Raw genomic sequence first — 24,312 nt, forward strand, 5'->3', positions numbered from 1 at the left:
CCGGGCGTTTTTCTACGCTGTGTATCATCTGGCCTTGATTACGGGGACGGCGTGGCGTTCGCTGTGTCAGTGGAAGCGGCGGTCGCCGGACCACCGCGGTGGAGGAGCGTTTGATGAAGGTTTGCGTTGTCGGCACTGGCTATGTCGGACTCACCACCGGCGTCAGTCTTGCCTTCCTGGGCCACCAGGTCACCTGCGTCGACCTCGACCAGCACAAGGTCGACATGCTGCGCGGCGGGCACTGCCCGATCTACGAGCCCGGCATGGAGGACCTGCTCGCCGAGGCCTCGGGCAACCTGACCTTCACCACGTCCTACGCCGAGGCCGTGCCCGGCGCCGACGTGGTCTTCGTGGCCGTGCAGACCCCCTCGGCCGCCGACGGCTCGCCCGACCTGCGCTACCTGCGCTCGGCCGCCGAGAGCGTCGCGCAGAACCTCGACAACGACTTCACCGTCGTGGTCAACAAGTCGACGGTCCCGATCGGCAGCGGAAACTGGGTCGACGCCATTCTGCGCGACTCGTTCGCGGTGCGTGACGACGCTCCCGAGAACTGCGAATTCTCGGTCGCGTCGAATCCGGAGTTCCTGCGTGAGGGCAATGCCATCCACGACACGCTCTTTCCGGATCGAATCGTCATCGGCTCGGACAATCCGCGCAGCCTCGAGGTGCTCAACCAGCTTTACCGCCCGATCATCAACCAGACCTTCACCGCGCCGAGTTTCGCGCCGCGGCCGGACGACACCACTGCCGTTCCGCTGGTCTCCACCGACCTCGCCTCGGCCGAGCTGATCAAGTACGCGGCCAACGCCTTCCTGGCCCTGAAGATCAGCTTCGTGAACGAGATCGGCCAGCTGGCCGGCAAGGTCGGCGCCGACATCACCGAGGTGGCCCGGGGCATCGGCCTCGACCAGCGCATCGGCTCGCGCTTCCTGGAGCCCGGCGTCGGCTGGGGCGGCTCCTGCTTCGGCAAGGACACCAAGGCCCTGATCGCCACCGGCGCCGAGTACAACTACGAGATGCCGATCGTGCGGGCCGCGCGCGACATCAACCAGCGCCAGCGCGCGATCGCCGTCGAGCGCCTCCAGGACGAGCTGCGCATCCTCAAGGGCCGCAAGATCGGCCTGCTCGGCATCGCCTTCAAGCCCAACACGGACGACCTGCGCGACTCGCCGGCGCTGGACATCGCCAACCTGCTCATCGCCCGCGGCGCTCGGGTCCGGCTGCACGACCCGATCGCGGCCGAGCGATTCCGCAAGGAATACCCCGAAATGGCGCCCTATCTGGCCGAGACCCTCGACGGCGCCTTCGACGACTGCGACGCCGTCGTGCTGGTGACCAAGTGGGCCCAGTACCTCGAACTCGACTGGGGCAAGATGGTCGGCCTCATGCGCCAGCCGATCGTCCTGGACGGCCGCAACGTGCTCGACCGCGAGCGGATGACGCGCCTCGGCTTCAAGTACCTGTCGATGGCCGGCTGACCCCGACCAGCAGGGCCTCCACCGAACAGGCCACCCCGCTCTCGTCTATTCGACGATAACTCAGCGGGGTGGCCTCTTTGCGACTAGGGTCTCCCGTAGGCCCTTTATGGGCCATGACCTGCGGTTCTTTCTTAACCGGTTAAGCTGCACCACGCATCGCGGCCGTATCGTTATCGAGTCGATCGAGCGGAAATCATTGCGCAACGTGCCGGTTACCTCTTGACTGTTGTCCAAGTAGCGCTTCGGACGGCGGCGTCTTTGGACGCCGGAGGCGTGATTTGACATAGGGAGCGGTATGTTCGGTCAACCAACGAGCCCGCGTTTTCGCCGGGCTGCGCTCGCCAGCGCGCTGAGCGCCGGGCTGGTCTTCAGCCTCGCCGCGTGCGGCGGAGACGATTCTGACAGCGGGGGCGGTACGGACGCGACCGCGTCGGCCATCGACTGCGCGCCATACACCAAGTTCGGCGACATCAAGGGCAAGACGGTCACGATCTACACGGGCATCGTGACCCCCGAGGACACCCCGCACAAGGAGTCCTACAAGCCCTTCGAGACCTGCACGGGCGCCACCATCAAGTACGAGGGTGACAAGTCCTTCGAGACGCAGATCCTCGTGCGGGCCAAGGCCGGCAACCCGCCGGACCTCGCGATCGTGCCCCAGCCGGGTCTGGTCAAGCAGCTGGTCGCGACCGGCAAGGCCAAGGAGGCCCCGGCCGAGACGGCGGCCAACGTCGACAAGTTCTGGGACAAGGCCTGGAAGGGCTACACCACGATCGACGGCAAGTTCTACGGCGCGCCGCTCGGCGCGAGCGTGAAGTCGCTGGTCTGGTACTCCCCCTCGGAGTTCAAGGACTCGGGCTACACAGTGCCGAAGACGCTCGACGAGCTCAAGGCGCTGTCGGACAAGATCGTGGCCGACAAGAAGAAGCCGTGGTGCGCCGGTATCAGCAGTGGCGACGCCACCGGCTGGCCGATCACCGACTGGATGGAAGACTTCATGCTCCGGACCGCCGGTCCGGACACGTACGACAAGTGGGTCAACCACACCATCCCGTTCAACGGCCCCGAGGCCACCACGGCCCTCGACGCGGTCGGCGCGTACCTGAAGAACGACCAGTACGTCAACGGCGGTCTCGGCGACGTCAAGAGCATCGCGACCACCACGTTCCAGGACGCGGGCCTGCCGATCACCCAGGGCACCTGCTCGCTGCACCGCCAGGCCAGCTTCTACGCGGCCAACTTCGACAAGGGCACCAAGGTGGCGGAGGACGGCGACGTGTTCGCCTTCTACCTGCCGGGCAAGGACGCCGACACCAAGCCGGTTCTCGGCGCCGGTGAGTTCGTCGTCGCGTTCGCCGACCGTCCCGAGGTCAAGGCCTTCCAGACCTACCTCTCCTCGGACACCTGGGCGAACATCAAGGCCAAGCTGTCCTCGGGCTGGGTCACGGCCAACAAGGGCCTGGACCCGAACAACCTGACCAACCCGATCGACAAGCTGGCCGGCACCATCCTGCTCGACCCGAAGGCGGAGTTCCGCTTCGACGGCTCGGACCAGATGCCGGCGGCCGTGGGCTCGGACGCGTTCTGGAAGCAGGCGACCAACTGGGTCACCGGCCAGGACACGAAGACCACGCTGGACAACATCGAAAAGGCATGGCCTAAGTAGTCACACAGCGTCATCGGGGCCGGTCGGGATATCCGACCGGCCCCACCCCTCTTCTTCATCGTCCAGCGCACAAGGAGGTCCGGGTCGCGTGTTCAACACCGCCTCCACCACCCCCGAGAAAATCTTGCAGATGCTCGCGGCGCTGCTTCTGTTCGCCGCGATCCTCGGTGTCATCCTCTTCATCGCCGCCAAGTTCGGCGGCCGGCGCGGCGACAAGGTCGTCGCGTGGCTCTACCTGCTGCCGACCGTGTTCCTGCTCGCGTTCGGCCTCGTCTATCCCGGGCTTCGCACGATCTACGAGTCGTTCTTCGACGCGGCCGGCAAGGCGTTCGTCGGGTTCGACAACTACAGCACGATCTTCTCCGACAACGACCAGCTCACCGTTCTGCGCAACACCGTGATCTGGGTCGTGATCGTGCCGTTCCTGGCCACGGCGATCGGGCTCGTCTACGCGATCCTGGTCGACCGCTCGCGCTTCGAGTCGTTCGCCAAGGCACTGATCTTCCTGCCGATGTCGATCTCGTTCGTCGCGGCCAGCGTCATCTGGAAGTTCATGTACGAGTACCGCCCCGACCAGGGCAACGTGAAGCAGATCGGCCTGATCAACCAGATCATCGTCTGGCTCGGCGGTAAGCCGCAGCAGCTGCTCATCGAGTCGCCGCTGAACACGTTCCTGCTCATCGTGGTGATGATCTGGATCCAGGCCGGCTTCGCCATGACGATCCTGTCGGCGGCGATCAAGGCCATCCCGGACGACATCATCGAGGCGGCCCGCCTCGACGGCGTGAACGCGTGGACGATGTTCCGCAACATCACGCTGCCGAGCGTGCAGCCGACCGTGGTCGTGGTGCTGACCACGATCGGTATCGCCACGCTGAAGGTCTTCGACATCGTCCGGACCATGACCGGCGGCCAGTTCAAGACCAGCGTCGTGGCGAACGAGTTCTACAGCCAGACGTTCCGGGCCGACAACCAGGGCCTCGGCGCCGCCCTCGCGGTGCTGCTGTTCATCCTGGTCATCCCGATCGTCGCCTACAACATTCGCACGCTCCGTCGTTCGGAGGCATCATGACCGCGACTCCGGTGACGACGACGCCCCCGCTGACCCCGCAGAAGGAGACCGCGGCGGGCATCGCGCGCAAGAAGCTCAGCTCGCCGTGGGCGTCGATCGCGGCGATCGTGCTGGCGGTGCTGTGGACCATCCCGACCTTCGGCCTGCTCGTCTCGTCGTTCCGCCCGGAACGCGCGATCAAGACGACGGGCTGGTGGACGTTCTTCAGCGACCCGACGGTCACGATGGAGAACTACAAGGCGGTCTTCGGTGAGGAAGGCGGCGTCAACCTGGCGGCGTACTTCGTCAACTCACTGATGATCTGCATCCCGGCCGTGCTGATCCCGATGGCGCTGGCCACGCTGGCCGCGTACGCGTTCACCTGGATCCACTTCCCGGGCCGCAACTTCCTGTTCATCGTGGTCTTCGCCCTGCAGATCGTCCCGTTGCAGGTCACCCTGATCCCGTTGCTCGAGATCTTCGTGAAGATCGACCTGACCGGCACGTTCTGGACGCTGTGGATCTCCCACTCGACGTTCGCCCTGCCGCTGGCGATCTACCTGCTGAGCAACTTCATGCGGGAGATCCCGAGCGGCCTGATCGAGGCGGCGCGCATCGACGGCGCCGGCCACGTGTCGATCTTCTTCAAGGTGATGCTGCCGCTGCTCACGCCCGCGCTGGCGGCGTTCGGCATCTTCCAGTTCCTCTGGGTCTGGAACGACCTGCTGGTCGCTCTCGTCTTCGCCGGCGGCGGCGACGAGGTCGCACCGATCACCCTGCAGCTCGCCAACCTGAGCGGCACCCGAGGCACGGCCTGGCAGCTGCTCTCCGCCGGCGCCTTCGTCTCGATCGTCGTCCCGGTGGTCGTGTTCCTGCTGCTCCAGCGCTACTTCGTACGAGGCCTGCTGGCCGGCAGCGTCAAGGGCTGAAACCCGCTCCGCACAACGGAGAGGCCGCGCCCCCGGGGGGACGCGGCCTTTCCTGTGCTCACCGCCATGACCGACGCCCGCTCGAGGACGATCCGTACGTGCGCGTACGGGCTCGATCGGATGCTGATCCGGCCGCTCATCCCGCTGCCCGGTTGAGGATCGCCGCGGGGACGCCCGGCGGATCGGGCATCCCCGCGGATCGACGGTTCCGGCTACGGCTGGCTGCGGGGGCCGCCGGGGGCCAGGGTGTCGACGAACTCGTGCGGGCCGTGCACGTCGGTGTGCCGGCGCGGGGCGCCGGCCTTCAAGGTGGAGACGGCGTTCTTGTCGGCTACCGCGGCCACCTGGTTGTAGGCGGCCTCGCTCAGCGCGTACGCCACGCGGTAGTCGTGCCGGGCGAAGGCCGTCCTGGCCACGCCGAGCAGCGCGTCCGCCTGGTGCAGGCGGGTGCCGGCCGGAACCGCCGCCGCCAGGCGGTTGGCGGCCTCCCAGTAGGCGGCGGTCAGGAAGCGGTCGCTGTTGTCCCGGTCGAACTGGCTGAAGTCCCAGTTCACGTCGATGTAGCTCATCATCGAGTTGTTCTCGTCGCCGGCCCAGGCGTAGAAGAATCCGCCCTCGGGACCGTAGTCGACCCCCGTCTCGCTGTCGTAGCCGTCGTGCGGATGCGGCATGCCCAGGTGGTGGCCCACCTCGTGGATCTCCGTCGTGGTCAGGCCGTAGCCGGACTCGACGACCTCGGGCGAGATGAAATTGAAGACGTACGACTGGTCGCCGGTCACGTAGTCGTCGTCGGCGAAGCCCAGCGCGGGCGTGCCCACGCCGGCCGCCACCGCGTAGTTGAAGACCGGGAGCTCATAGTCGACCTTGCCCTGGTCGTCCTGGGTACGGGCCAGGTTCTCCCGGTTGTAGAGGTAGAGGTTGGCCCACGCCGGGTAGCCCGTCTCGGGGTAACAGCTCTCGTCGGCGAGCAGGCCCACGTAGCAGGCCTCGGCCTCGGCGTCGTACGGAAGGTCCTGGCTGTCGAAGCTGAATTTGTTGCGCCACCGCAGCTCACCGAGTTCCCGCAGAAGCAGCCCCGGCTTCTGGTATCGCGCGGAGGCGTCGACCCCCGGCCAGCCCTCGTACGTGTTGCTGTCGATGTTGATGGTCTTCGGCGACTCGGCCGTGGGCAACTCGACCGGGTAGAGCGGCGAGTTCGTCATGAGCAGGTTCAGCGCCACATACCGCGTGATCTTGCCGAGGTCGCTCGCGAGCGCGCTCGGCGCGCGGTAGCCGCCCGCCGCGTACTCCCAGACCGGCGGCATGCGGTAGTCGGCGACGCCGTCGCCGTCCACGTCGGCGTTCGTCACGTCGTAGTTGGCCGTCCACGACTCCGGCCCGGCCGACAGGTCGTGGAACCAGACGCGGCGGGTGCGCCCGAGCCCGGTCTCCTCGTCGTCGGCGGTGGTGCCACCCCAGGCGATCATCTTGCGGCTGTCGCGGTTGGCGCCGAAGTCGTAGCCGGTGTCCGGATCGGGTTCCCCCGTCTTGGTGTAGACGTGGAATTTGAAGTCGGGCCGCCCGTACCAGTTGACGAAGAAGATGGTGTTACGCCGGGTGTCCACCCCCGGCGGCGGGTTCAGCGCCAGCCACTTCTCCACACTCGGCGCGTCGATCGCGTGGTTCTTCGTGATGGTCTTCGTCCGCTTCGGCTGCGCGTTGTAGGCCGTCTGGTATTCGGTCAGCGGCGCCGGTTTCGCCATTGTGGTCAACTGCGCGAAGAACCGGTTCTCGTACGATTTATCGGCGTACCGGAGCTTGTAGTCGTACGTGTAGGTGATGCCCAGTTTCTCGGTGACCCCGTACGGAAGCCGCGACCGCACCACCGGCTCGTACTTCCGGGCCAGCTGCTGGGTGAACTGCCCCCGATCCGGCTCATAGCCGACGAACACGACGTTCACCGGCACCTTCTCGGTCAGCCGAGGCTGCCCACCAGGATTCAGGAATTGGTATTTGTACGCGGGCGAGGCCGCCCCCGCCGGTGTCGCGGACGCCCCCACGAGCACAGCGGTCAGCACCACGATGAACGCGCTTCTCCGTCTCATCCCGCAACCAGACCATCAACGAAGATCGATGGCAAGTGTCACTCTTTCGGTGATGTTTTCCCCCACCCCTCATCACCACCGACGGCTTTTCCCAGGTAGGCGCCACCCAGCCCGGTCCCGGCGCCTGGACGGGGCCGCTATAACGGTCGAATGGAGGCCATCGATCAGCTCGGCGACGACAATCCGGCCGCCGCCCAGCTCCTGTGCGTGTGCGCCGTCCTGCACCCGGCACCGCTCCCCGTGGACGTGCTCACCCCCGGCCTGCCCACACTCCCCCGCCCCTTGGGCGAGGTGACCCCGTCGGCTCTGCCCGCGGTGGTGGAAACCCTGACCACTCAGGGCCTGGCCGCCACCGATGCCGGCGGCCTCACCATTCCCGACCAGATCCGAGACGCGGTGCGGGACAACCTGGGCCCGGAAGCGGTACGGGTATGCCGCGCCTACGCGGGCACGCTGATCGCGGCCGCCGCACCCACCGAAGTGGAGAACCCGTCGACGTGGCCGCGGTGGGCGGCCCTGGCCCCCCACCTGATAGCGGCCGACGCCGCCCACAGCCCCGATCCGGCCCTGCGGACGGCCGCCCACCGCCTGGTGGCTTCCCTCCTCCATCGGGGAAAGCCCCGCCCGGCCCGAACCATCGCCGCCGAACTGCACGCCGCGTGGAGCGCCGAGCTGGGTCCCGACCACCCCGACACCCTGACGGCCGCCCATGAGCTGGCCCGGTCCATGTTGGCCGCCGGCGCCCTGCTCCCGGCCCGGGCCCTCCTGGAGGACACCCTCAACCGCATGATCCAGGCCCTCGGCCCCACCCATCCACAGACCCTGTCCACCGCGGCCACCCGCCGCGGCGCCCTCCTCCGCCTGGGAGGCGCCCCCGGCAAGACGGCCCAGCGCCGCCCCCGCCGCCGCTAGCAACACAGCCCCCGGCAAGACGGCCCAGCGCCGCCCCCGCCGCCGCTAGCAACACGGCTTCCGGACCCGGCCGCGGCCGGGCGACCGGTGCTGATCAGCGCAGCGTCGCCGCCGGGCCCCAGCGCTTCTGAGCGGCCTGCTTCGTCACCCCGAGGCATCCGCCTATCTCGCCCCACGTGGCGCCCGCTCGACGGCAGGCTCGCACCTCGTCGGCGAGCTCGCGGTTGAGCCGGTCCAGCGCGATCTCGTAGCGGGCCGACGCGGCGGTGAGCCGGGCGAGCGGGGTGGTGGCCGTCGATGCCCTTCGGCGCGGGGACGGGACGGTCGCGCCGGGCCCGGTCATTCGCGGCGACCGTAGGCCGCCACCGCGAGCGGGCAGAAGAGCAGGAAGATCGCCGCGCACCAGAGCAGCGTGGTGGTTACCCGGTCGCCGGCCGGCGTTCCGTTGAGCAGGGCTCGGCAAGCGTCCATGGCCGCGCTGACCGGGTTGACGCCGACCCACGAGGCGAGCCAGCCGGGAAGGCTGGTGGCCGGCGTGGCGAGGCTCGTGCCGAGCTGGAGCGGCAGGAAGGTGAGGAAGCTGAAGGCCAGGACGGCTTCGGCGCTCTTGACCGTCACGCCGATGAGCACGGTGATCCAGCTGAGGCAGAAGCCGAACAGGACCGCGATACCGACGGCGGCCAGGGCGGCCGCGAACCCGCCCTGGGCACGGAACCCGAGGAGCGTGCCGATCAGGTACAGGACGCCGGCGGCGGCCAGGTACCGGACGACGTCGGCGAGCACGGAGCCGAGCAGAGGCGCCAGGCGGCTGATCGGCAGGCTGCGGAAGCGGTCGGTGATGCCGTTCTTGAGATCAATGTTGATGTTGGTGCCGGTCGAGACCAGGCCGGTGAGCCCGGCGCCCATGACCAGAATGCCGGGAAACAGGTATTGCAGGTAGTCGCTGGTGGCGCCGGCTATCGCGGTGCCGAACAGATAGAGGAAGAGCACGAGGAACAGCGCCGGCGTCACGACGCCGTTGACGATGGCGCCGGGATTGCGGGAGGTCTTCGCGAGGCTGCGGCGCGCGAGGATCAGGCTGTGCCGCACCTGCCGCGACGGCCGGTGCGGCGGCGGGGCGATGGTCGATGTCGTCACGGTCATGACCTCCGCGACGCGGGGGCGACGGCCGTGTTCGTCAGCGCGAAGAAGACCTCGTCGAGACTGGGCAGCCGGAGGGAGAGCTCGCTGACGTCGACGGCCTGCCGGTGGAGCTGAGCGGTGATCTGGAAGAAGTCGTCGTCCCGGGTGACGGGCACGGCGACCTGCCGGGCCGATCGTTCGGGATGGTGGCCGGTGACGGCGGCCAGGATGGTGGCGGCGCGGTCGGCGTCGGCCGGGTCGTTCACCCGTACGGTCACGGTGTGCCCGCCGACGCGACGTTTGAGTTCGGCGGGGGTGCCGGCGGCGACGACCCGTCCCTGATCGATGACGGTGACGGTGTCGGCCAGGGTGTCCGCCTCCTCGAGGTACTGGGTGGTCAGCAGGACGGTGACGCCGTCGGCGCCCAGGTCGCGGATCATCTGCCACAGTTCCTCGCGTCGTGCGGGATCCAGCCCGGCGGAGGGCTCGTCGAGGAACACGACGCGGGGCCGGCCGACGAGGCTCACCGCGAGGTCCAGCCGGCGACGCATGCCTCCGGAGTACGTGGCGACGCGGCGGGCACCGGCCTCCGTCAGCCCGAACCGGGCGAGCAGCTCGTCGGCCCGGTGGGCGGCGTCGCGCCCGGACAGGTCGAGCAGCCGGCCGATCATGACGAGGTTCGCTCGTCCGTCGATCTCCTCGTCGACGCTGGCGTGCTGACCGGACAGTGCGATATGGCGGCGCACGTGAGCCGGCTGGCGTGCCACGTCGTATCCGGCGACGCGGGCCACCCCGGCGTCGGGTCTCAGCAGGGTGGCCAGAATGCGGACGAGAGTGGTCTTACCGGCGCCGTTGGGGCCGAGGAGCCCTAGCACCCGGCCCTGGGGCAGCGCGATGTCGACGCCGTCGAGGGCGGTCGTGCGGCCGAAACGCTTGGCGAGCCCGTGTGTTTCCAAACCGAGGTCAGCCACGAGGGTCCCTTCGTCGGTTCCAGATTCTCTTGGATTTCGGATGTTCACAACATCTGGATGGTCACAGTATGCTGGCGCCGTGCTTTCCGTAAAGAGGATCCGATGGTTCGGCTGACCCGAGCCCAACAGCAGGAGCGCACCCGCGCCGCGGTGCTGGCCGCGGCCGCCGCGGAATTCGCCGAGCACGGCTATGCCGAGGCTCGGGTCGACCGCATCGCCGCCCGTGCTGAGCTCACCCGCGGCGCCGTGTACTCCAACTTCCCCAGCAAGCGGTCGCTCTACCTGGCGGTCCTGCTCGACTCCCTGCCGGGACCGACGGCCGGTGACACCACCGCGGTCGAGCCGGTCGACGTGGCCGGCGGCGCGGAGTCGTTCGCGCGGGTCTGGCTGGAGCGGCTGCCCCTGTCCGGGGAGGCGCCGCCGGCCGGCCGCCTTCGTGCCCTGTCGGTGACCGGCGTCTTCGAGGACGGTCCCGGGCGTACCGCGCTGGCCGAGGTCACCAGGCTGGAAAGCCTGCTGCTGGCGCTCGCCCTGGAGTCGTGCCGAGCCCGGCCGCCGGGCCGGCGGGTGCGCCTCGCCGAAATGATCCTGACCTTGTTGCACGGCGCGAACCACCTGGCCCAGACGGCGCCCGGCTTCGGCGACCCGTTCGACGTGGCACGCGCCTGCCGGCACCTCGCCACCCTCGCGGCCGACGACGTCTGGGCTCCGGCCCATCTGCCCTACGTCGCCGCCGCGCGACAGTGCCACGACGCCTGGACACCGCCGCCGACGATGACCGATGAGATCACCGGCGCACCGGCCGGCCCGGCCGGCCCGGGCGTGGTCGTCCTTCTGGGCACCGGCCGGCTCAGCGCGGCCGAGGAAGCGATTCGGGCCGCCCGCCCCGGCGAGCACGTCACGGTCGCGGTCGTGACGGCGGATCCGGCCGAGAGCGGGGCGCTCACCCGGTTGCGGATCGCCGACCTCGCCGCCTGCCTGCGACGAGTGTTCGGACCGGCGTTCCGGCCGTCCCTGAGCCTCGTCCTCGACGACCGGGCCGCGCTCGCGTCCGCTCTCGGCGTCGAGGCCACCGACGACACCGAAGCGGCGGTACGCGTGACCGCCGGGCACATCGTGGCCCGCGCCCATGGTCGCGGAGCGGCCTACGCGGCGGCCACCGCCCCGATCCCGGCCGATTCCGAGGAGGAGAGACGATGACCGACTCGACCCGGCCCGCCGTGCTGCATGTGCTGCGGTGCATCGGCGTGGCTGAACTGCCGCGGGTGGCCGACGCCGCCGGCCTGGCCACGTCTCAGGCCGAATCCGACCTGATCGATCTCGCCGTCTCCGGGCTGGTGACGCGAACCGCCGGGGAGTTCGGCGGATGGGGCCTCACCGAGGCCGGCCGGGCCGAGGACGCCCGCGCGACCGCCGGCGAAGTCGCCGCCGCCGGCGCCCGGCGCGCGATCGCCACGGCGTACGAGAAATTCTTGGTTCTGAACCCGGAACTGCTGGATCTCTGCTCCGCGTGGCATGTGCGCGCCGCGAACGGCACCATGGTGCCGAACGACCACAGCGACAGCGGGTACGACGCCCGGGTCCGGGACCGGTTCGTCGACCTCGACCGGCGGGCCGGTGCCGTCTGCGCGGAGCTGTCCGCGGCACTGCCCCGGTTCCGGCGGTACCGGGCCCGGCTCACCGCGGCGCTCGACCGCGCTCGTTCCGGCCGGCTCGAATACCTGACGGACAGCGTCGACTCGTACCACACTGTCTGGTTCCAGCTGCACGAAGACCTCCTCGCCACCCTCGGCATCCCTCGCCAGTGAGCCCGAACCCGATGCGATACCTGCATCCCCTCGAGGGCGAGACCGGCGGATCCGCGGATCTGCTCGGCGCCAAGGCATGCGGCCTGCTCACGTTGCGGCGTCTCGGCTTGCCGGTCCCACCCGGATTCGTCGTCGACACGCGCGCCTGCCGCGCCTTTCTCCGCGACGGCCACCTCCCGGACCGTTTCGACGCGGAGCTGGCCACCGCCGTGCGGCACCTCGAAGCGGCCACCGGGCGGCGTTTCGGCGGCCGCGAACTGCCGCTGGCGGTTTCGGTGCGCTCCGGAGCCGCGGTGTCGATGCCCGGCATGATGAACACCGTCCTCAATCTGGGGCTCACCACCGACGCCACGGCCGGGTTGGCCGCCGAGACCGGCGATCCGGCCTTCGCGCGAGAGGCACGGCAGCGGTTCCTGGCCGGCTTCGCGGCCGCTGCGGGCGGCGCCGCCGACGACGACGCCATGAGCCACCTGCGGGCGACGGTACGGGCGGTCATGTCGTCGTGGAACACCCCACGGGCGGTCACCTACCGGGAACTGCACGGCATCCCGCATGATCTGGGCACCGCGGTGGTCGTGCAGACCATGGTGTTCGGCAACCGGGACCGGCGAAGCGGCTCCGGGGTCGCCTTCAGCCGCGATCCGAACACCGGGGAGCGCGGGCCGTACGGGGATGTCCTGTTCGGCCGGCAGGGTGAAGACGTGGTGTCGGGCGAGTCCGCCACCGAACCGCTGACCGAGCTCACCCATCGAGCGCCGGCCGTCTGGGATGACCTCGGGGCGGCCCTGCGCCGGATCGAACAGCACTACAGCGACGCCGGCCACGTCGAGTTCACCTTCGAGGCCGGTCACCTGTGGCTCCTGCAGGTGCGTCCCGGCGGCCTCACCGGGCGCGCCGCGATCCGCGTGGCCGTGGACCTCGCCGACGAGCGGGTCATCGACCGGCGAACGGCGGTCCGCCGCGTGACACAGCGCCATCTCCGCCACGCCGGCACGCCTCGCCTGCGCGCGGGCGAAGGGGTGCAGGTGCTCGCCCGGGGCCGGGGCGCCGGCCCCGGCGTCGCCACGGGCCGGATCGCGGTCACCGCCGAGCGCGCCGCCCGCATGGCCTCGGACGGCCCGGTGATCCTCGTACGTCCCACCACCTCCCCGCTGGACATGCACGGCCTGGCCGCCGCGGCCGGGATCCTGACCAGCCGGGGCGGCCCCACAAGTCACGCGGCCGTCGTCGCCCGAGCCATGAACAAACCGGCGGTGGTCGGCGCGGCCACGCTGACCATCGACGCCCTGGCGCGGTCCGTCCGGATCGGCGCGCGAACCCTCACCGAAGGCACGGTCATCAGTCTCGACGGCGGCAGCGGAGAAATCGTCCTCGGCGATCCCGGCACCGTCACCGCCACCACCGACGAGCACGTGGACCGACTGCTCAGCTGGGCCGACGAGATCAGTGGTGACCACTCACCGCGCCCAGCCCCGCAGCGCCTCGACGACGCCCACGCCCATCTCTGAGCCCGCGGCGAAAAGATCGCTACCGGCCGGTGAAAACGATGCTGTTGCCATCCGGATCGGTCACCACGAGGACGCGCGAGGTGGTGGCGTTCTGGATGCCGGCGTGGTCGATTCCGGCACGTCGCAACCGGTCGGCCAGACCGTCGAGGTCGGACTCGTCGATGACCATCGTCGAGCGGCCCGCGCGTTCGGCGTCCGCCCACACCTGCACGCCGAAAGCCGGCGCGAGGTGCCATTCGGCCAGGCCCTCCATCGGGCGGGCGTCCACGCTGCCGCCGAAGAGCTTCGTGTACCACCGAACGCCGGCCTCGAAGTCGGCGACGGTCATCTGCGCGAGCAGTCGAGTGGCGGCCATGCGGAAAGACATACCCGGCCGCGGGCCGTCACCGCCGGCAATCGCCAAGAAGATTGTTATTGACTCAAGCCCGTAACGGTCGTAATTTTCATCGCAGGACTCAATCGATGAAAAGAATGACCGACGTGACCGGTGAGAGCGGCGGACTGCTCGGGCGCCTCCGGATGGAGAGCGCCCAGATGCCGGAGGCGCTGGGGCGGATCGCCGAGACCATTCTCGCTGATCCGGAGACGGCGGCTCACGCCAGCATCGTGGATCTGGCTGAGCGGTCCGGCACCTCGACGGCGACCGTGACGCGGTTCAGCCGCACGCTCGGGTTCAAGGGGTACGCGAACCTGCGAGTGGCCGTCGCCACCGAGACCGGGCGGGCCGAGCAAGCCCGCTGGGAGACCGACATCTCCTCCGACATCGCGCCCGGCGATCCGCTCACCGACGTGCTCGGCGTGGTCACCGCGGCCGACACCCGGGCCATTCAGAGCACCGCCGCCGGGCTCGACGTGGGTGCCGTCGAGCGGGTCGCCGCGACCATCGCCGGGGCGCAGCGGGTGGAGATCTTCGGGCTGGGCAGCAGTGGCACGGCGGCTCGGGAGATGGCTTTCCGGCTCGAGCGGATCCGGGTTCCCGTGTGGCACCGCACCGACTCGCACACCGCTCTCACCAACGCCGCCCTGCTGCTGCCCGGGGACGTGGCCATCGGGTTGTCGCACTCCGGCCGTACCCGGGAAGTCATCGAGACGATGGCCGAGGCGGCCGACCATGGGGCGCTCACCGTCGCCGTGACCAGTTTCGGGCGGTCGCCGCTGGCCGAGGTGGCCGATGTCGTCTTCACCACCGCGGTGCAGGAGACCACGTTCCGCCTGGCCGCGCTCTCCGCGCTGCATTCGCAGCTGCTCGTGCTCGACCTCATCTACGTGGCCGTCGCCCAGCGCACGTACGAGCGTACGGCCGAAGCCCTCGAGGTGACGGTCCGCGCGGTGGACGCCCATCGGCTCCCCGAGAAGAACCCGACCCGCAAGCGCGGGCGTGCGAAAGGACAGCCGTGAGCCTGACCAGCACTGATTACCTCGAGAAGATCCAGGCCGCGATCGCGCGGGTCGGCACCGGCCAGCCGGAACTCATCCGGCGGGCGGCGGAGATCCTGGCCGATTCGGTACGGGCCGGCGGTGTGATCCAGGCGTTCGGCTGCGGCCACTCCGAGGCGCTGGCCATGGAGATCGCCGGGCGGGCCGGCGGGCTCGTGCCCAGCAACCGGATCGCTTTGCGGGACGTCGTCCTGTACGGCGGTGAGCCCCTCGCCGTCCTGCAGGACCCCACCGTCGAGCGGCGCACCGACATCGCCCACCGGCTCTACGAGCTGGCCCCGGTCAAACCGGACGACGTCTTCGTCATCGCCTCCAACTCCGGCATCAACGGCGCCGTGGTCGAGATGGCGCTGCTGGTCAAGGAGCGCGGCCACCCGCTGATCGCGATCACCTCGGCCGAGCACGCGGCCGGCGTCGACTCGCGGCATCCCAGCGGCCGCAAGCTCGGCGAGATCGCCGACGTGGTCCTGGACAACGGCGCCCCCAAGGGTGACGCCACCCTGCCGCTGCCGGGCGGCGGGGCGGTCGGCGCCGTCTCGTCGATCACCGGGGCGCTGCTGGCCCAGCAGATCGTCACCGAGGTGGTGGCCCGCCTGATCGACGCGGGCGAGACACCGCCGGTCTACCTGTCGGACAACGTGCCCGGCGGCAAGGAGCACAACGCGGCGCTGGAAGCCCGGTATGCCGGGCGCATCCGCCGTACGGCCTGAGCCCGGTATGTCCCCCGGCATACCGCGTGATCCCCCGTTTATCAGGAGGTCCCTCCCCATGCTCAAACGAAGACTGGCGGCAATGCTGACCGCGGCCCTGGCCGGAGCGGGCGCCGTCGCCCTCTCCTCCGGGCCCGCCGAGGCCGCGGACTGCGGCTACCTGTTCGACGACTTCCACTACAGCACCTCGGCCGACCCGGCGCTGACCGCCAACGGCTGGACACCCCGCAGCTACCAGGGCGGACCGGGCGTGCCCGGGGCGAACTGGTCACCCAGCAACATCACGTTCCCGACGTCCGGCGGGCAGAAGGTGCTCCAGCTGACCGCCTCGACCGACGGCACCGGGGCCGGCACCAACCACGCCGAGCTCTACTCGACGCAGAAGCGCTACCTCGACGGCACCTACGCCACCCGCATCCGGTTCACCGACGCCCCGGTCAGCGGCAACGACGGCGACCACATCAACCAGACGTTCTTCACGATCAGCCCGCTCAACGGCGACCTCGACCCGACCTACAGCGAGCTGGACATCTCCGAGTACCTGCCGAACGGCGGCTGGGGCGAGACCGGGCCGATCAACTACCAGACGAGCTGGTACACGTACCGCAACGAGCCCTGGTTCGCCGACAACGTGCACTCCGAGCAGCGGTCGAGCCTGGACGGGTGGCACGAGCTGGTGGCGCAGGTGGCCAACGGGCACATCGTCTACTTCATCGACGGGGTGCAGGTGGGCGACCACTCCGGCAAGTTCTACCCCCGCCAGACGATGACCATCAACTGGAACCTGTGGTTCATCGACACGGCGGCGCACACGGGCGGCCTGAGCACGTACATCGAGCAGGTCGACTGGGTCCTGTTCGCCAAGAACCAGGTCCTCTCGCCGTCGCAGGCCACCTCGCGGGCGTCGGGCTACCGCACGGCCGGCACCCCGTTCGTCGACACGGTCGCCGGGACCGGGACCTGCTCGAACCCGCCCCCGACGACCACCTCGCCCCCGCCCCCCACCACCACCACCCCTCCCCCGGCGACCAACTGTGCCGACGCCCCGGCCTGGGCGATCGGCTCGATCTACACCGGCGGCAACCTCGTGAAGCACGAGCGCAGCCGCTACGGCGACCCCAACGGCCCGAAGTCCGGCGACGGCGTCCATCTGTGGCGCGCCAAGTACTGGACGCAGGGCTCGGAGCCCGGCTGGACCGACCAGTGGCAGGACCTCGGCCGCTGCTGACGCCGGAGTGGGAGCGGGGCTTCCCGGCCCCGCTCCCGTGATCTACAGTTCCGGCCCGTGGGCGCATCCGGGTGGGAGTACTACACCGACTACCAACCTGACCTTTCTGCGGCTTTTGCCGCCCTGCAGCGGACAGTTCTCGACCAGGGCCGCTACTGGTGGGCGGTACCGGGCACATCCGCCGCGGGCCGTCCCGACCGCCCGCGCACCATGGACGAGCTCTGGAACGACGAGGCGGTCCGGGAGTCCGGCACCCACTCGATCCTCGACATGGACCGGGTGCTGGACGACGGCGAGGAGCCCCGGTACGGCTACCTCCCCTACGCCGACGACCCGGCCATCCCCTTCCAGCGGTACGGCGAACCCGAGTACGGCGTGATCGTCCCCGTGACACCCGCCGAGGCGCAGGCCACGGCCGGCACCGAGAAGCTGACCCGGGCTCACGTCGAGGCGATCGCCGACCTGGCCGAGTATCGGTGGATCGGCCGGGTGGCCGTGCTGCACGGCGCCGACGGCACGCCCGACGAGCTGTATTTCTTCGGTTTCTCCGGCGACTAGATCACAGCGGGTGGCCGTGGGTTGATTGCGTTTGCCAGGATCGGCCCGTGTCTCCTACCCGGTCTGAGCTGCGGCCCGACCCCGCGGCCCCGGCCGTGGGTGTCCGGCAGCGCTGGTGGTCGCGCCTGCGGCTGCCGCTCGTCCTCGTCGTCGCGGTCGCCTTGGCCGCCTACGGCCTGCGCGGGCGCTTCCCCGACCCGCGCGACTTCCTGGGCGCGCTGACCGGCGCCGACTACTGGTGGGTGGCGCTGGCCGTGGCCCTTCAGGCGGTCTCGCTGGGCGCGTTCGCCTGGCAGCAACGGCAACTGCTGAGAGCTTTCGGCGTACGGGCCCGGGCCCGTTTCGCGCTGGCGGTCACCCTCGCCCGTACGGCCATCTCGATCTCGATGCCGGCCGGCGCCGCCGTGTCGGCGGGTTACGCGGGCCGCCAGTACGTCCGCACGGGCGCGACGAAGGAGATCGCCGCCGCCTCGATGATCGTCTCGGGCCTGACCTCCATCGGCGGCCTGGCCCTGCTGTACGTGGTCCTGGGCGCGGCCCTGCTCACCACGGACCCCGACCTGCTGGCCACCCCTCAGCCTCTGATCGTGGTGGCCGGCCTGACCGCCGTGACCGCCACGGCCGTCGTGGTCGGCCGCCGCGCGATGCACCGCCCGCCGCGCCCCGGCACCGACCGCGTTCATTCGACGAACAAGCTTCTGGTGTACGCCCGTAAGCTGCTCACCTCGGCCGCCGAGGCCTGGCGCGCGGGCGCGGCGCTGCGCTCCCGCGAGTGGATAACCGGCGTCCTCTACTACACGGTTAACTGGCTGACCGACCTCCTCTGCCTGGCCGCCACCTGCCGCGCGGTCGGCCTCCCGGTAGGCGTCATGACCCTGGCCGGCATCTACCTGGGCGTCCAGATCGTCCGCCAGGTCCCCCTGACCCCCGGCGGCGTGGGCGTGGTCGACACCGCCCTGGTAGCCGGCTTGACCGCCGCCGGCGCCACCGCCGCCACCGCCGTCGCCGCGGTGGTCATCTACCGCCTGATCTCCTGCTGGCTCCTCATCCCCGCCGGCGGCATAGCCGCCCTGTACCTACGCCGCGAGGCCGTCCACCCCTGACCGTCACCCGCGGCGTAGGCGCTGATTCCCTCTGGAGGAGATGAAGCGAAACGTCGTAGGCGCCATAGGCCTCGGGAATGCGGGTCACCACCACGGCACCCATCTCCCGTGCTTCATGAACCACCTGACCCACCGTGACCGGCCCGATGAGCGCGGGTGGAGGCGCCGAGTATGCGCGGCGACCGAGCGGCATTCACGCTGTTTCCTCTGCGGCGCGACGGGCGATGATCTCGGCGAGACGGGCGTCCGCCGCATCCTGCTTGGCCTGGAAGGCGTTCCACTCCTCCCGGGTCCACGGACCGGGCTCGGGGATGCCGATCGCGGCGGCGAAGTCTTTAACGGCCTGGGACGGGTGAACGAAATCGGGGCGCGGCGTCTGCGCCTGCTACGCGACGGCTACGGCCCCGTCGTCCCCGAGGTGCTGCTCGACGCGATGACCGCCCGCCGGAGGGGGATCGCCGACCTGGAGAGCGCCAACGCCGCCGATTCCCGGCTGGATCCGGGCCGCCGCCGGCACGCCGCCGTCGCTGCCGAGTGGGCCCTGGGCGATCGGCGGCTCCTCGACGGGCACCGGGCCGCCTTCCTCGAGGCTCTGCGCCTCTGACGGGGGCGGCCGGAGCTCAGCCACCGCGGCCCGGGTCCACGCTGACGGCTCTCTACTCGAGGCCCTCCCGGGAGAGGGGCGGGCCGACCCGGAAGTCGCGGAAGGTGGCCTCCAAGCCGGCTCGCTCGGGGGAACAGCACATGACGCCCACGTCGACGGTGCCCGGCAGCGGCAGATGGCCCAGGCGCAGCAGCTGCCAAGGGCCGGCGCCGTTGCGGTAGTGGACGGCCAGCGCCGAGTCGAAGCGGGTGACACGCAGGGCTATCTCGCCGGTGAATCCGGGGACGGGGGTCATCGAGACGTCGGAGAAGTCGTCGGTGAGGACCGTACTCACCTGTATGGCGCCCGAGGTGACCTCCAGGCCGGTCTTGAGCCAGGTGCGCTCGCCGGCTCGTACCATCAGGCCCGCCTGGTCGAACCGGGTGGTGTGCGCGGCGGAGACCAGGGCCTCGGCGGTGAAGTCGCCGGTCGCCGGCCGGTGGTAGAAGTGGCCGTTGTCGGTGGTCCAGCCGTAGAAGGTCGCCCGCCAGAAATCGGTCTTCAGCTCGGTGACCGCCCGGATCAGGCCGTTCTCGTCCGACCAGTCGCGCGGCTCGTTCAACCACTCCATGGCGGTGAGCATAAATGGGATGCGGGCGATCGGCGGGTCCGGCAGCATGCGGGGGACGCAACGCCGACAGGAAGGAGGATGCCGTGAATTCCGCACGCATACCGATGCCTGGGAGGCTTCGTTGTTGTTCCGCACCCTGGCCGAGGGGGATCTCGGCCGCGTTCTGACCTGTCTCGACGATCCGGGCCGCTTCGAGCGGTTCCTCGAGACCGGAAACTACCGTCCGTCGTGGACCTGGATGGCCGTCGACGGTGACGAGATCAAGGGTTTCGCCGTGTGGTGGGGCTTCCCCACCGGTGAGCGGCCGCTGGCCCTCGACACGCTGTGGGCGGCGCCCGAGGTGGACGATCCGGTGGGGCTCTGGGCCGCGCTCATCCGGCAGGTGCCGCCGCCCTTCGAGTACCACATCTTCACCTCGCCCGGGCGGGAGAAAACGCCCGAGGTGACGCTGCGGCTGGCCGCCGCCGAGCTGGCCGGCCTGGGCGAGGTCAACGAGCGGCTGCGGTACGAGTGGACGGCCGACCACCCGCTCCCCCCGCGCTCGACCCGGCTGACGTTCCGGCCGGAGCCCGACGACGAGGCGTTCGCGGCCGTGTTCGCCGCCATCTCGGAGGGCAGCCTGGACGTCGCCACCCGGGAGGGCGTCGCCCGGCTCGGCGCGCTCGCGCACGCCCGCGAGGATGTCGCCTTCTACCAGCAGATGCGCGGCCGGCGTGACTGGTGGCGCCTCGCCTTCGACTCGGCGGGCCGGATCGTCGGGGTGGCCCTGCCCAGCGCCAACGACGGCGGCCCGGTGGTCGGCTACCTCGGCGTCGTCCCGGAGCAGCGGGGACACGGCTACGCCGACGACCTGCTGGCCGAGATCACCCACCTGCTGGCCGGCGACGGCGCGACGACGATCCGCGCCGACACCGACCGGGTCAACAAACCGATGGCCGCGTCGTTCGACCGCGTCGGCTACCGGGTCTTCGCCACGCGCATCGTCGCGTCCTGAGCGCCGGTCGCCCGCGTCCGTGAAACCTGATCTCGCTCAGTGGGGTCACAGGGTCGCGGGGGCAGACTCGGCGGCATGACGGATGGGGTGCGGGTGCCACCTCGCTGGGTCGTCACGACCGCGTGGCGGGTGCATCGGGGGCTGTATCGCGCGAGCGGTGGCCGGTTCGGGTTGCGGCGCCCGCGCCCCGGCCGTTACGGGATGTTCCGGCTCACCACGGTCGGGCGGCGCAGCGGGCGGGAACGCGGTGTCATCCTGGCCTACCTCGAGGACGGTTCGTCGCTCGTCACGCTGGCTATGAACGGCTGGGGCGACGGCGAACCGGCCTGGTGGCTCAATCTGCTGGCGCACGAGACCGCGTACGCCCGGACGCCCGACGGCACCCGGACCGTGATCGGACGCGCGGCGGTCGGCGCGGAACGCGACCGCCTGTGGCGTCGCTGGCGGGAGGTCGACCCGAAGCTGGACGACTATGCGGCGCTGCGCACGACCGAGACCGCGGTCGTCATTCTAGAAACGACAGCAGGCTGACCACGCGGGGATCGTTGCGGGCCGACGGCTGGTGCACCACGTGATAGGTGACCGGGGGCAGATCTCGCACCGGGATGCCGGACAGGCCGCGCGGCACCGGCACGCAGCCGTTGACGATGGCCGCGCCCGCTCCCAGCGCGACGAAATGCGTGATCAGGGGCCAGCCCTCGGCTTCCACCGCGACCGTCCACGGTGCGCCGGCGGTGCGCAGGGCCTGTTCGAGCATGACCCGCTGGGGCCGGTGCTGGGGCGGCACCACCAGCGATTCGCCGGCCAGGTCGCGCAGGCGGACCGACCGGCGCCGGGCCAGTCGGTGGGCGGACGGTACGAAGAGCATCTGAGGAAACGACGCCAGTTCCCGTACGGACAGGTCGGGTGGCAGAACGTCGAGCACGCTCACGCCGACGTGGGCCTGCCCGCCCCGGACGGCGGCCAGCATCTGGCGGTGGTCGCAGTTGATCAGGCGCAGTGGGGTGGCCGCGAGCGCGGCCTGGATCGCGTCGCCGAGCAGGTAGAGGTAGGCGCCCTGGCCGGCGGCGAGCACCACCGGGCGCTGGGCCGGGGCGCCGGCGAACTCGGCCAGGAAGTCGGCCAGCCGCTCGTTCTGGCCGCGGGCGAAACGGGCGACCGCCTCCCCGTCCGCGGTGAGCACGAGCCGGCGGCCCTCGCGGCGGTATAGCGGGCGGCCCAGCGACTCCGCCAGCTTACGGATCTTCACGTGCAGCGCCGGCTGGGAAATGTGCAGCTCCTCGGCCGCGCGCGTGAAGTTCAGATGGGTGGCGAACACGGCGAACGCCGTCAGATCCATAGTGCTGGACTATAGCCGTACCCCAATGAATAGTTCCTCTTTATTCTCACGGCCCGCACGCTGGAGGGCATGAGAAACCTAGGTGTGGACATCGGGCGCGTCATCATCAACGGCGACACCGAATTCTTCAGCGGCGACACCGCCACGATGCTGGCGACGCCGGCCGTACCCGGAGCGCTCGAGACCCTGCGACATCTCGTGCCGCTCTTCGACGAGGTGTGGCTGATCTCGAAGTGCGGCGAGCGGGTCCAGCGGCGCACCCGGCAATGGCTCGACCACCACGACTTCGCCGCGCGGACCGGCATCCCCCGCGACCATCTGCGCTTCTGCCTGAAACGGCCGGAGAAGGCGATCCACTGCGCCGAACTGGGCGTCACGCATTTCATCGACGACAAGCTCGACGTTCACCAGGCGCTGCGCGGCATCGTGGCGTACCGCTACCTCTTCGGGCCGCAACGGCTGACGCCACCGCCCTGGGTGACGCCCGTCCGGGACTGGACCGAGCTAAGCGCCCGGATGCACGACGACCTTCACGCCCGTCCGGGAAGCCGCCGTTGACATGGCGTTCTCGACATCGCCGAGCGGGAAGGTGTGGGAGACCAGCGGCGCCAGCTCGACCAGGCGCCGCGCGGCGAGGTCGATCGCCCGCGGGTAGACCTCGCCCATCCGCCGCACCATCACCAGCGTCAGCCCTTTGCGCCGGGCGAGCGCCGCGCTGAACGTCGTCCGGTCACCGTCCGGAATGCCGACCAGCACGACCCGCGCGCCCGGCCGGGCCAGCCGCAACGACGCCTCGACGGCACCATCCGAACCGGACACCTCGAAAACGACGTCGGCCACGGCCTCCCCGGTCGCGGGTTCCGCTCCGAGCCCTTCGGCCGCTCGCTGCCGATGAGGCAGAGGATCGCTGGCGAGTACGCGGGTGGCGCCACCCAGAAGCGCGAGCCGGACGAGCAGAAGGCCGATGGGGCCGCAGCCGACCACCGCCACCGTCGCCGCCATCCGCAGGTGGCTGAGATCCATCGCGTGCAGGGCGACCCCGAGCGGTTCCAGCAGCGCGCCCTCGTCGTCGGAGAGCCCGTCCGGCAGCCGGTGCAGCCGATGCGCGGGCCAGGTCAGGAACTGCCGAAGCCCGCCGTCGCAGTCACCGTGCCCGGCGAAGACGATCCGCGTGCACAGGTTCGGACGGCCGGCGCGACACTCCTCGCAGGTCTCGCACGGAATGGCGGGATCGATGGCGACCCGTACGCCGTCGTCCACCCCACCGCGGATCACGCCGGCCATCTCGTGGCCGAGCACGAGCGGGCGCGGCAGCACGGCGTCGCCGATGCCACCCTCGGTGAACCAGTGCAGATCGGAGCCGCAGATCCCGACCGAGGTCACCTCGACAAGCCGCTCACCGTCGCCCGGGACGGGACGCTCTTCCTCGTGCAGCCGGATGTCACCGGCCCGGTGCAGACGCGACACGATCACGACCCGACGCTAACACCGCAACGGTGTATCGCGAACCGGCGATGAACCCGGGATGATCGACGGCATGTCTTCCACCGACCTCCTGGCACCGGGCGGCGTCACGCACGTCCCCGGCGTCTACGACCCGGCCAGCGCCGCGCTCGCCGTGCGGGCCGGCATCCGCGCCGCCTACCTTTCGGGCGAGGCGATCGCGGCCACCATGCTCGAACCGTCCACCGTCTCGGCGACCCAGATCGCCGACCGGGCCGCGGTTCTCGGGTCGTTCCTCTCCGGCGTGCCACTCCTGGCCGACGCCCAGGTCGGCTTCGAGGATCCGGACGCGGCGGTGTGGGCGGCCCTGTCCTACCAGCGAGCGGGCATCAGCGGCATCGTCCTGGGCGACGGCTCGCCGCTACGGGTGACGGCGGTGAAGGAGCGAGCCCCCGGCATCCTGGTGATCGCCTCGGCCCCCGGCGGCACCCTGGACGAGATCATCGCCGCCTGCCGCACGCTCGCCTCGGCCGGCGCGGACGCCGTCCTCCCGCTGGGCGCCCGGGAGACGGACTTACGCTCGCTGCACGAGGCCCTCCCCGCCGTACGCCTGGTCCTGAACCGCACCGAAGGCGCAAGCGGCGGCGGCCGCCACTTGAGCGACCCCGACCTGGCCGCCGCGGGCGTGACCCTGGTGCTGCACCCCATGACGGCGGTGCTGGCCGCCCTGCGGGCCGCTTCGGTCGCCTACCACGCC

General features: G+C 70.4%; 25 protein-coding genes and 1 pseudogene. 18 read left to right on the forward strand and 8 right to left on the reverse strand.

Annotated elements, in window-relative coordinates; translation table 11 throughout:
- Positions 1-113: 113 nt before the first annotated feature.
- The 4 genes from AB0C26_RS33570 (at position 114) to AB0C26_RS33585 (ending at position 5,124) form a co-directional block, all read left to right on the forward strand.
- Positions 114-1,478, forward strand: coding sequence for a UDP-glucose/GDP-mannose dehydrogenase family protein (locus AB0C26_RS33570; protein ID WP_360255777.1), 1,365 nt, complete (start codon positions 114-116; stop codon positions 1,476-1,478).
- A 295-nt stretch (positions 1,479-1,773) separates the two neighbouring features.
- Positions 1,774-3,144 carry an ABC transporter substrate-binding protein gene (locus tag AB0C26_RS33575; protein WP_360255779.1) on the forward strand — a complete coding sequence of 457 codons (1,371 nt, stop codon included), beginning with the start codon at positions 1,774-1,776 and terminating at the stop codon, positions 3,142-3,144.
- An 88-nt stretch (positions 3,145-3,232) separates the two neighbouring features.
- On the forward strand, positions 3,233-4,216 hold the full coding sequence (locus AB0C26_RS33580) for a sugar ABC transporter permease (protein WP_360255782.1): 984 nt from the start codon (positions 3,233-3,235) through the stop codon (positions 4,214-4,216).
- Positions 4,213-5,124, forward strand: coding sequence for a carbohydrate ABC transporter permease (locus AB0C26_RS33585; protein ID WP_360255784.1), 912 nt, complete (start codon positions 4,213-4,215; stop codon positions 5,122-5,124). The genes AB0C26_RS33580 and AB0C26_RS33585 overlap by 4 nt, the downstream gene beginning before the upstream one ends.
- 212 nt (positions 5,125-5,336) lie before the next feature.
- Here the strand turns inward: AB0C26_RS33585 and AB0C26_RS33590 are convergent, their stop codons facing one another.
- A complete protein-coding gene (locus AB0C26_RS33590; RefSeq protein WP_360255786.1) occupies positions 5,337-7,208 on the reverse strand; it encodes a hypothetical protein in 1,872 nt (623 codons plus the stop codon).
- Positions 7,209-7,358: 150 nt separating this feature from the next.
- Here AB0C26_RS33590 and AB0C26_RS33595 point away from each other — a divergent pair, with 150 nt between their 5' ends.
- The gene (locus AB0C26_RS33595) at positions 7,359-8,120 is read left to right on the forward strand and encodes a tetratricopeptide repeat protein (protein ID WP_360255788.1); all 762 of its coding nucleotides are present in this window, start codon (positions 7,359-7,361) and stop codon (positions 8,118-8,120) included.
- 94 nt (positions 8,121-8,214) lie between these two features.
- Here AB0C26_RS33595 and AB0C26_RS33600 read toward each other — a convergent pair whose 3' ends face one another.
- Genes AB0C26_RS33600 through AB0C26_RS33610 form a run of 3 tightly spaced genes read right to left on the reverse strand, consistent with a single transcriptional unit; the run spans position 8,215 to position 10,213 of the window.
- Positions 8,215-8,463: a hypothetical protein gene (locus tag AB0C26_RS33600; RefSeq protein WP_360255790.1), complete on the reverse strand. Its 249-nt coding sequence runs from the start codon at positions 8,461-8,463 to the stop codon at positions 8,215-8,217.
- Positions 8,460-9,257, reverse strand: a complete 798-nt coding sequence (locus AB0C26_RS33605) for an ABC transporter permease (protein WP_360255792.1) — start codon at positions 9,255-9,257, stop codon at positions 8,460-8,462. Before AB0C26_RS33605 ends, AB0C26_RS33600 begins: the two co-directional genes overlap by 4 nt.
- A gap of 2 nt (positions 9,258-9,259) precedes the next feature.
- The gene (locus AB0C26_RS33610; protein WP_360255794.1) at positions 9,260-10,213 is read right to left on the reverse strand and encodes an ATP-binding cassette domain-containing protein; all 954 of its coding nucleotides are present in this window, start codon (positions 10,211-10,213) and stop codon (positions 9,260-9,262) included.
- Positions 10,214-10,315: 102 nt separating this feature from the next.
- Here AB0C26_RS33610 and AB0C26_RS33615 point away from each other — a divergent pair, with 102 nt between their 5' ends.
- The 3 genes from AB0C26_RS33615 to AB0C26_RS33625 are packed head-to-tail and all read left to right on the forward strand — an operon-like array spanning position 10,316 to position 13,529.
- Positions 10,316-11,413: a helix-turn-helix domain-containing protein gene (locus AB0C26_RS33615; RefSeq protein ID WP_360255796.1), complete on the forward strand. Its 1,098-nt coding sequence runs from the start codon at positions 10,316-10,318 to the stop codon at positions 11,411-11,413.
- Entirely contained in the window at positions 11,410-12,021 is a 612-nt protein-coding gene (locus tag AB0C26_RS33620; RefSeq protein ID WP_360255798.1) for a transcriptional regulator, read from the forward strand. The genes AB0C26_RS33615 and AB0C26_RS33620 overlap by 4 nt, the downstream gene beginning before the upstream one ends.
- 11 nt (positions 12,022-12,032) lie before the next feature.
- Positions 12,033-13,529 (forward strand): pyruvate, phosphate dikinase, encoded by a 1,497-nt coding sequence (locus tag AB0C26_RS33625; protein ID WP_360255800.1) that lies wholly within the window; start codon positions 12,033-12,035, stop codon positions 13,527-13,529.
- A 19-nt stretch (positions 13,530-13,548) separates the two neighbouring features.
- Here AB0C26_RS33625 and AB0C26_RS33630 read toward each other — a convergent pair whose 3' ends face one another.
- Positions 13,549-13,884, reverse strand: a complete 336-nt coding sequence (locus AB0C26_RS33630) for a VOC family protein (RefSeq protein ID WP_360255803.1) — start codon at positions 13,882-13,884, stop codon at positions 13,549-13,551.
- 116 nt (positions 13,885-14,000) lie between these two features.
- Between AB0C26_RS33630 and AB0C26_RS33635 the strand changes: the two genes are divergently transcribed.
- From AB0C26_RS33635 to AB0C26_RS33660, 6 genes are all read left to right on the forward strand, one after another.
- On the forward strand, positions 14,001-14,927 hold the full coding sequence (locus AB0C26_RS33635; protein WP_360255805.1) for a MurR/RpiR family transcriptional regulator: 927 nt from the start codon (positions 14,001-14,003) through the stop codon (positions 14,925-14,927).
- The gene (locus AB0C26_RS33640; protein ID WP_360255808.1) at positions 14,924-15,676 is read left to right on the forward strand and encodes an SIS domain-containing protein; all 753 of its coding nucleotides are present in this window, start codon (positions 14,924-14,926) and stop codon (positions 15,674-15,676) included. Before AB0C26_RS33635 ends, AB0C26_RS33640 begins: the two co-directional genes overlap by 4 nt.
- Before the next feature lie 58 nt (positions 15,677-15,734).
- Entirely contained in the window at positions 15,735-16,904 is a 1,170-nt protein-coding gene (locus AB0C26_RS33645; RefSeq protein ID WP_360255811.1) for a glycosyl hydrolase, read from the forward strand.
- 57 nt (positions 16,905-16,961) lie between these two features.
- Positions 16,962-17,462 carry a hypothetical protein gene (locus AB0C26_RS33650; protein WP_360255814.1) on the forward strand — a complete coding sequence of 167 codons (501 nt, stop codon included), beginning with the start codon at positions 16,962-16,964 and terminating at the stop codon, positions 17,460-17,462.
- Positions 17,463-17,509: 47 nt separating this feature from the next.
- Positions 17,510-18,565, forward strand: coding sequence for a lysylphosphatidylglycerol synthase transmembrane domain-containing protein (locus tag AB0C26_RS33655; RefSeq protein ID WP_360255816.1), 1,056 nt, complete (start codon positions 17,510-17,512; stop codon positions 18,563-18,565).
- A 352-nt stretch (positions 18,566-18,917) separates the two neighbouring features.
- The gene (locus AB0C26_RS33660; RefSeq protein WP_360255818.1) at positions 18,918-19,169 is read left to right on the forward strand and encodes a hypothetical protein; all 252 of its coding nucleotides are present in this window, start codon (positions 18,918-18,920) and stop codon (positions 19,167-19,169) included.
- A 52-nt stretch (positions 19,170-19,221) separates the two neighbouring features.
- On the opposite strand, the gene AB0C26_RS33665 is transcribed toward AB0C26_RS33660, so the two are convergent.
- Entirely contained in the window at positions 19,222-19,779 is a 558-nt protein-coding gene (locus tag AB0C26_RS33665; RefSeq protein WP_360255820.1) for a DUF1349 domain-containing protein, read from the reverse strand.
- A gap of 121 nt (positions 19,780-19,900) precedes the next feature.
- Between AB0C26_RS33665 and AB0C26_RS33670 the strand changes: the two genes are divergently transcribed.
- Together AB0C26_RS33670 and AB0C26_RS33675 are read left to right on the forward strand one after the other, a co-directional pair.
- Positions 19,901-20,773 carry a GNAT family N-acetyltransferase gene (locus AB0C26_RS33670; RefSeq protein WP_360255822.1) on the forward strand — a complete coding sequence of 291 codons (873 nt, stop codon included), beginning with the start codon at positions 19,901-19,903 and terminating at the stop codon, positions 20,771-20,773.
- A gap of 75 nt (positions 20,774-20,848) precedes the next feature.
- Complete coding sequence (locus AB0C26_RS33675) at positions 20,849-21,304, forward strand: nitroreductase/quinone reductase family protein (protein ID WP_360255825.1); 456 nt, start codon at positions 20,849-20,851, stop codon at positions 21,302-21,304.
- Here AB0C26_RS33675 and AB0C26_RS33680 read toward each other — a convergent pair.
- Positions 21,279-22,112, reverse strand: a complete 834-nt coding sequence (locus AB0C26_RS33680; RefSeq protein WP_360255827.1) for a LysR family transcriptional regulator — start codon at positions 22,110-22,112, stop codon at positions 21,279-21,281. The two genes, AB0C26_RS33675 and AB0C26_RS33680, sit on opposite strands and share 26 nt — an antisense overlap.
- Before the next feature lie 69 nt (positions 22,113-22,181).
- Between AB0C26_RS33680 and AB0C26_RS33685 the strand changes: the two genes are divergently transcribed.
- Positions 22,182-22,670 carry a hypothetical protein gene (locus tag AB0C26_RS33685; RefSeq protein WP_360255830.1) on the forward strand — a complete coding sequence of 163 codons (489 nt, stop codon included), beginning with the start codon at positions 22,182-22,184 and terminating at the stop codon, positions 22,668-22,670.
- On the opposite strand, the gene AB0C26_RS33690 is transcribed toward AB0C26_RS33685, so the two are convergent.
- On the reverse strand, positions 22,617-23,585 hold the full coding sequence (locus AB0C26_RS33690) for an alcohol dehydrogenase catalytic domain-containing protein (RefSeq protein WP_360255833.1): 969 nt from the start codon (positions 23,583-23,585) through the stop codon (positions 22,617-22,619). The genes AB0C26_RS33685 and AB0C26_RS33690 overlap by 54 nt on opposite strands.
- 64 nt (positions 23,586-23,649) lie before the next feature.
- Here AB0C26_RS33690 and AB0C26_RS33695 point away from each other — a divergent pair.
- Positions 23,650-24,243: pseudogene (locus AB0C26_RS33695) on the forward strand (isocitrate lyase/phosphoenolpyruvate mutase family protein); the annotation flags it as partial.
- Between the last annotated feature and the right edge of the window lie 69 nt (positions 24,244-24,312).

This window comes from Actinoplanes sp. NPDC048796 (genome assembly GCF_040650035.1).
Taxonomy (GTDB): domain Bacteria; phylum Actinomycetota; class Actinomycetes; order Mycobacteriales; family Micromonosporaceae; genus Actinoplanes.

Coding starts and splice junctions, on each gene's coding strand:
- AB0C26_RS33570 (WP_360255777.1), top strand. CDS start 114: ATGAAGGTTTGCGTTGTCGGCACTGGCTATGTCGGACTCACCACCGGC.
- AB0C26_RS33575 (WP_360255779.1), top strand. CDS start 1,774: ATGTTCGGTCAACCAACGAGCCCGCGTTTTCGCCGGGCTGCGCTCGCC.
- AB0C26_RS33585 (WP_360255784.1), top strand. CDS start 4,213: ATGACCGCGACTCCGGTGACGACGACGCCCCCGCTGACCCCGCAGAAG.
- AB0C26_RS33590 (WP_360255786.1), bottom strand. CDS start 7,208: ATGAGACGGAGAAGCGCGTTCATCGTGGTGCTGACCGCTGTGCTCGTG.
- AB0C26_RS33595 (WP_360255788.1), top strand. CDS start 7,359: ATGGAGGCCATCGATCAGCTCGGCGACGACAATCCGGCCGCCGCCCAG.
- AB0C26_RS33600 (WP_360255790.1), bottom strand. CDS start 8,463: ATGACCGGGCCCGGCGCGACCGTCCCGTCCCCGCGCCGAAGGGCATCG.
- AB0C26_RS33615 (WP_360255796.1), top strand. CDS start 10,316: ATGGTTCGGCTGACCCGAGCCCAACAGCAGGAGCGCACCCGCGCCGCG.
- AB0C26_RS33620 (WP_360255798.1), top strand. CDS start 11,410: ATGACCGACTCGACCCGGCCCGCCGTGCTGCATGTGCTGCGGTGCATC.
- AB0C26_RS33625 (WP_360255800.1), top strand. CDS start 12,033: ATGCGATACCTGCATCCCCTCGAGGGCGAGACCGGCGGATCCGCGGAT.
- AB0C26_RS33630 (WP_360255803.1), bottom strand. CDS start 13,884: ATGGCCGCCACTCGACTGCTCGCGCAGATGACCGTCGCCGACTTCGAG.
- AB0C26_RS33635 (WP_360255805.1), top strand. CDS start 14,001: ATGACCGACGTGACCGGTGAGAGCGGCGGACTGCTCGGGCGCCTCCGG.
- AB0C26_RS33645 (WP_360255811.1), top strand. CDS start 15,735: ATGCTCAAACGAAGACTGGCGGCAATGCTGACCGCGGCCCTGGCCGGA.
- AB0C26_RS33665 (WP_360255820.1), bottom strand. CDS start 19,779: ATGGAGTGGTTGAACGAGCCGCGCGACTGGTCGGACGAGAACGGCCTG.
- AB0C26_RS33675 (WP_360255825.1), top strand. CDS start 20,849: ATGACGGATGGGGTGCGGGTGCCACCTCGCTGGGTCGTCACGACCGCG.
- AB0C26_RS33680 (WP_360255827.1), bottom strand. CDS start 22,112: ATGGATCTGACGGCGTTCGCCGTGTTCGCCACCCATCTGAACTTCACG.
- AB0C26_RS33685 (WP_360255830.1), top strand. CDS start 22,182: ATGAGAAACCTAGGTGTGGACATCGGGCGCGTCATCATCAACGGCGAC.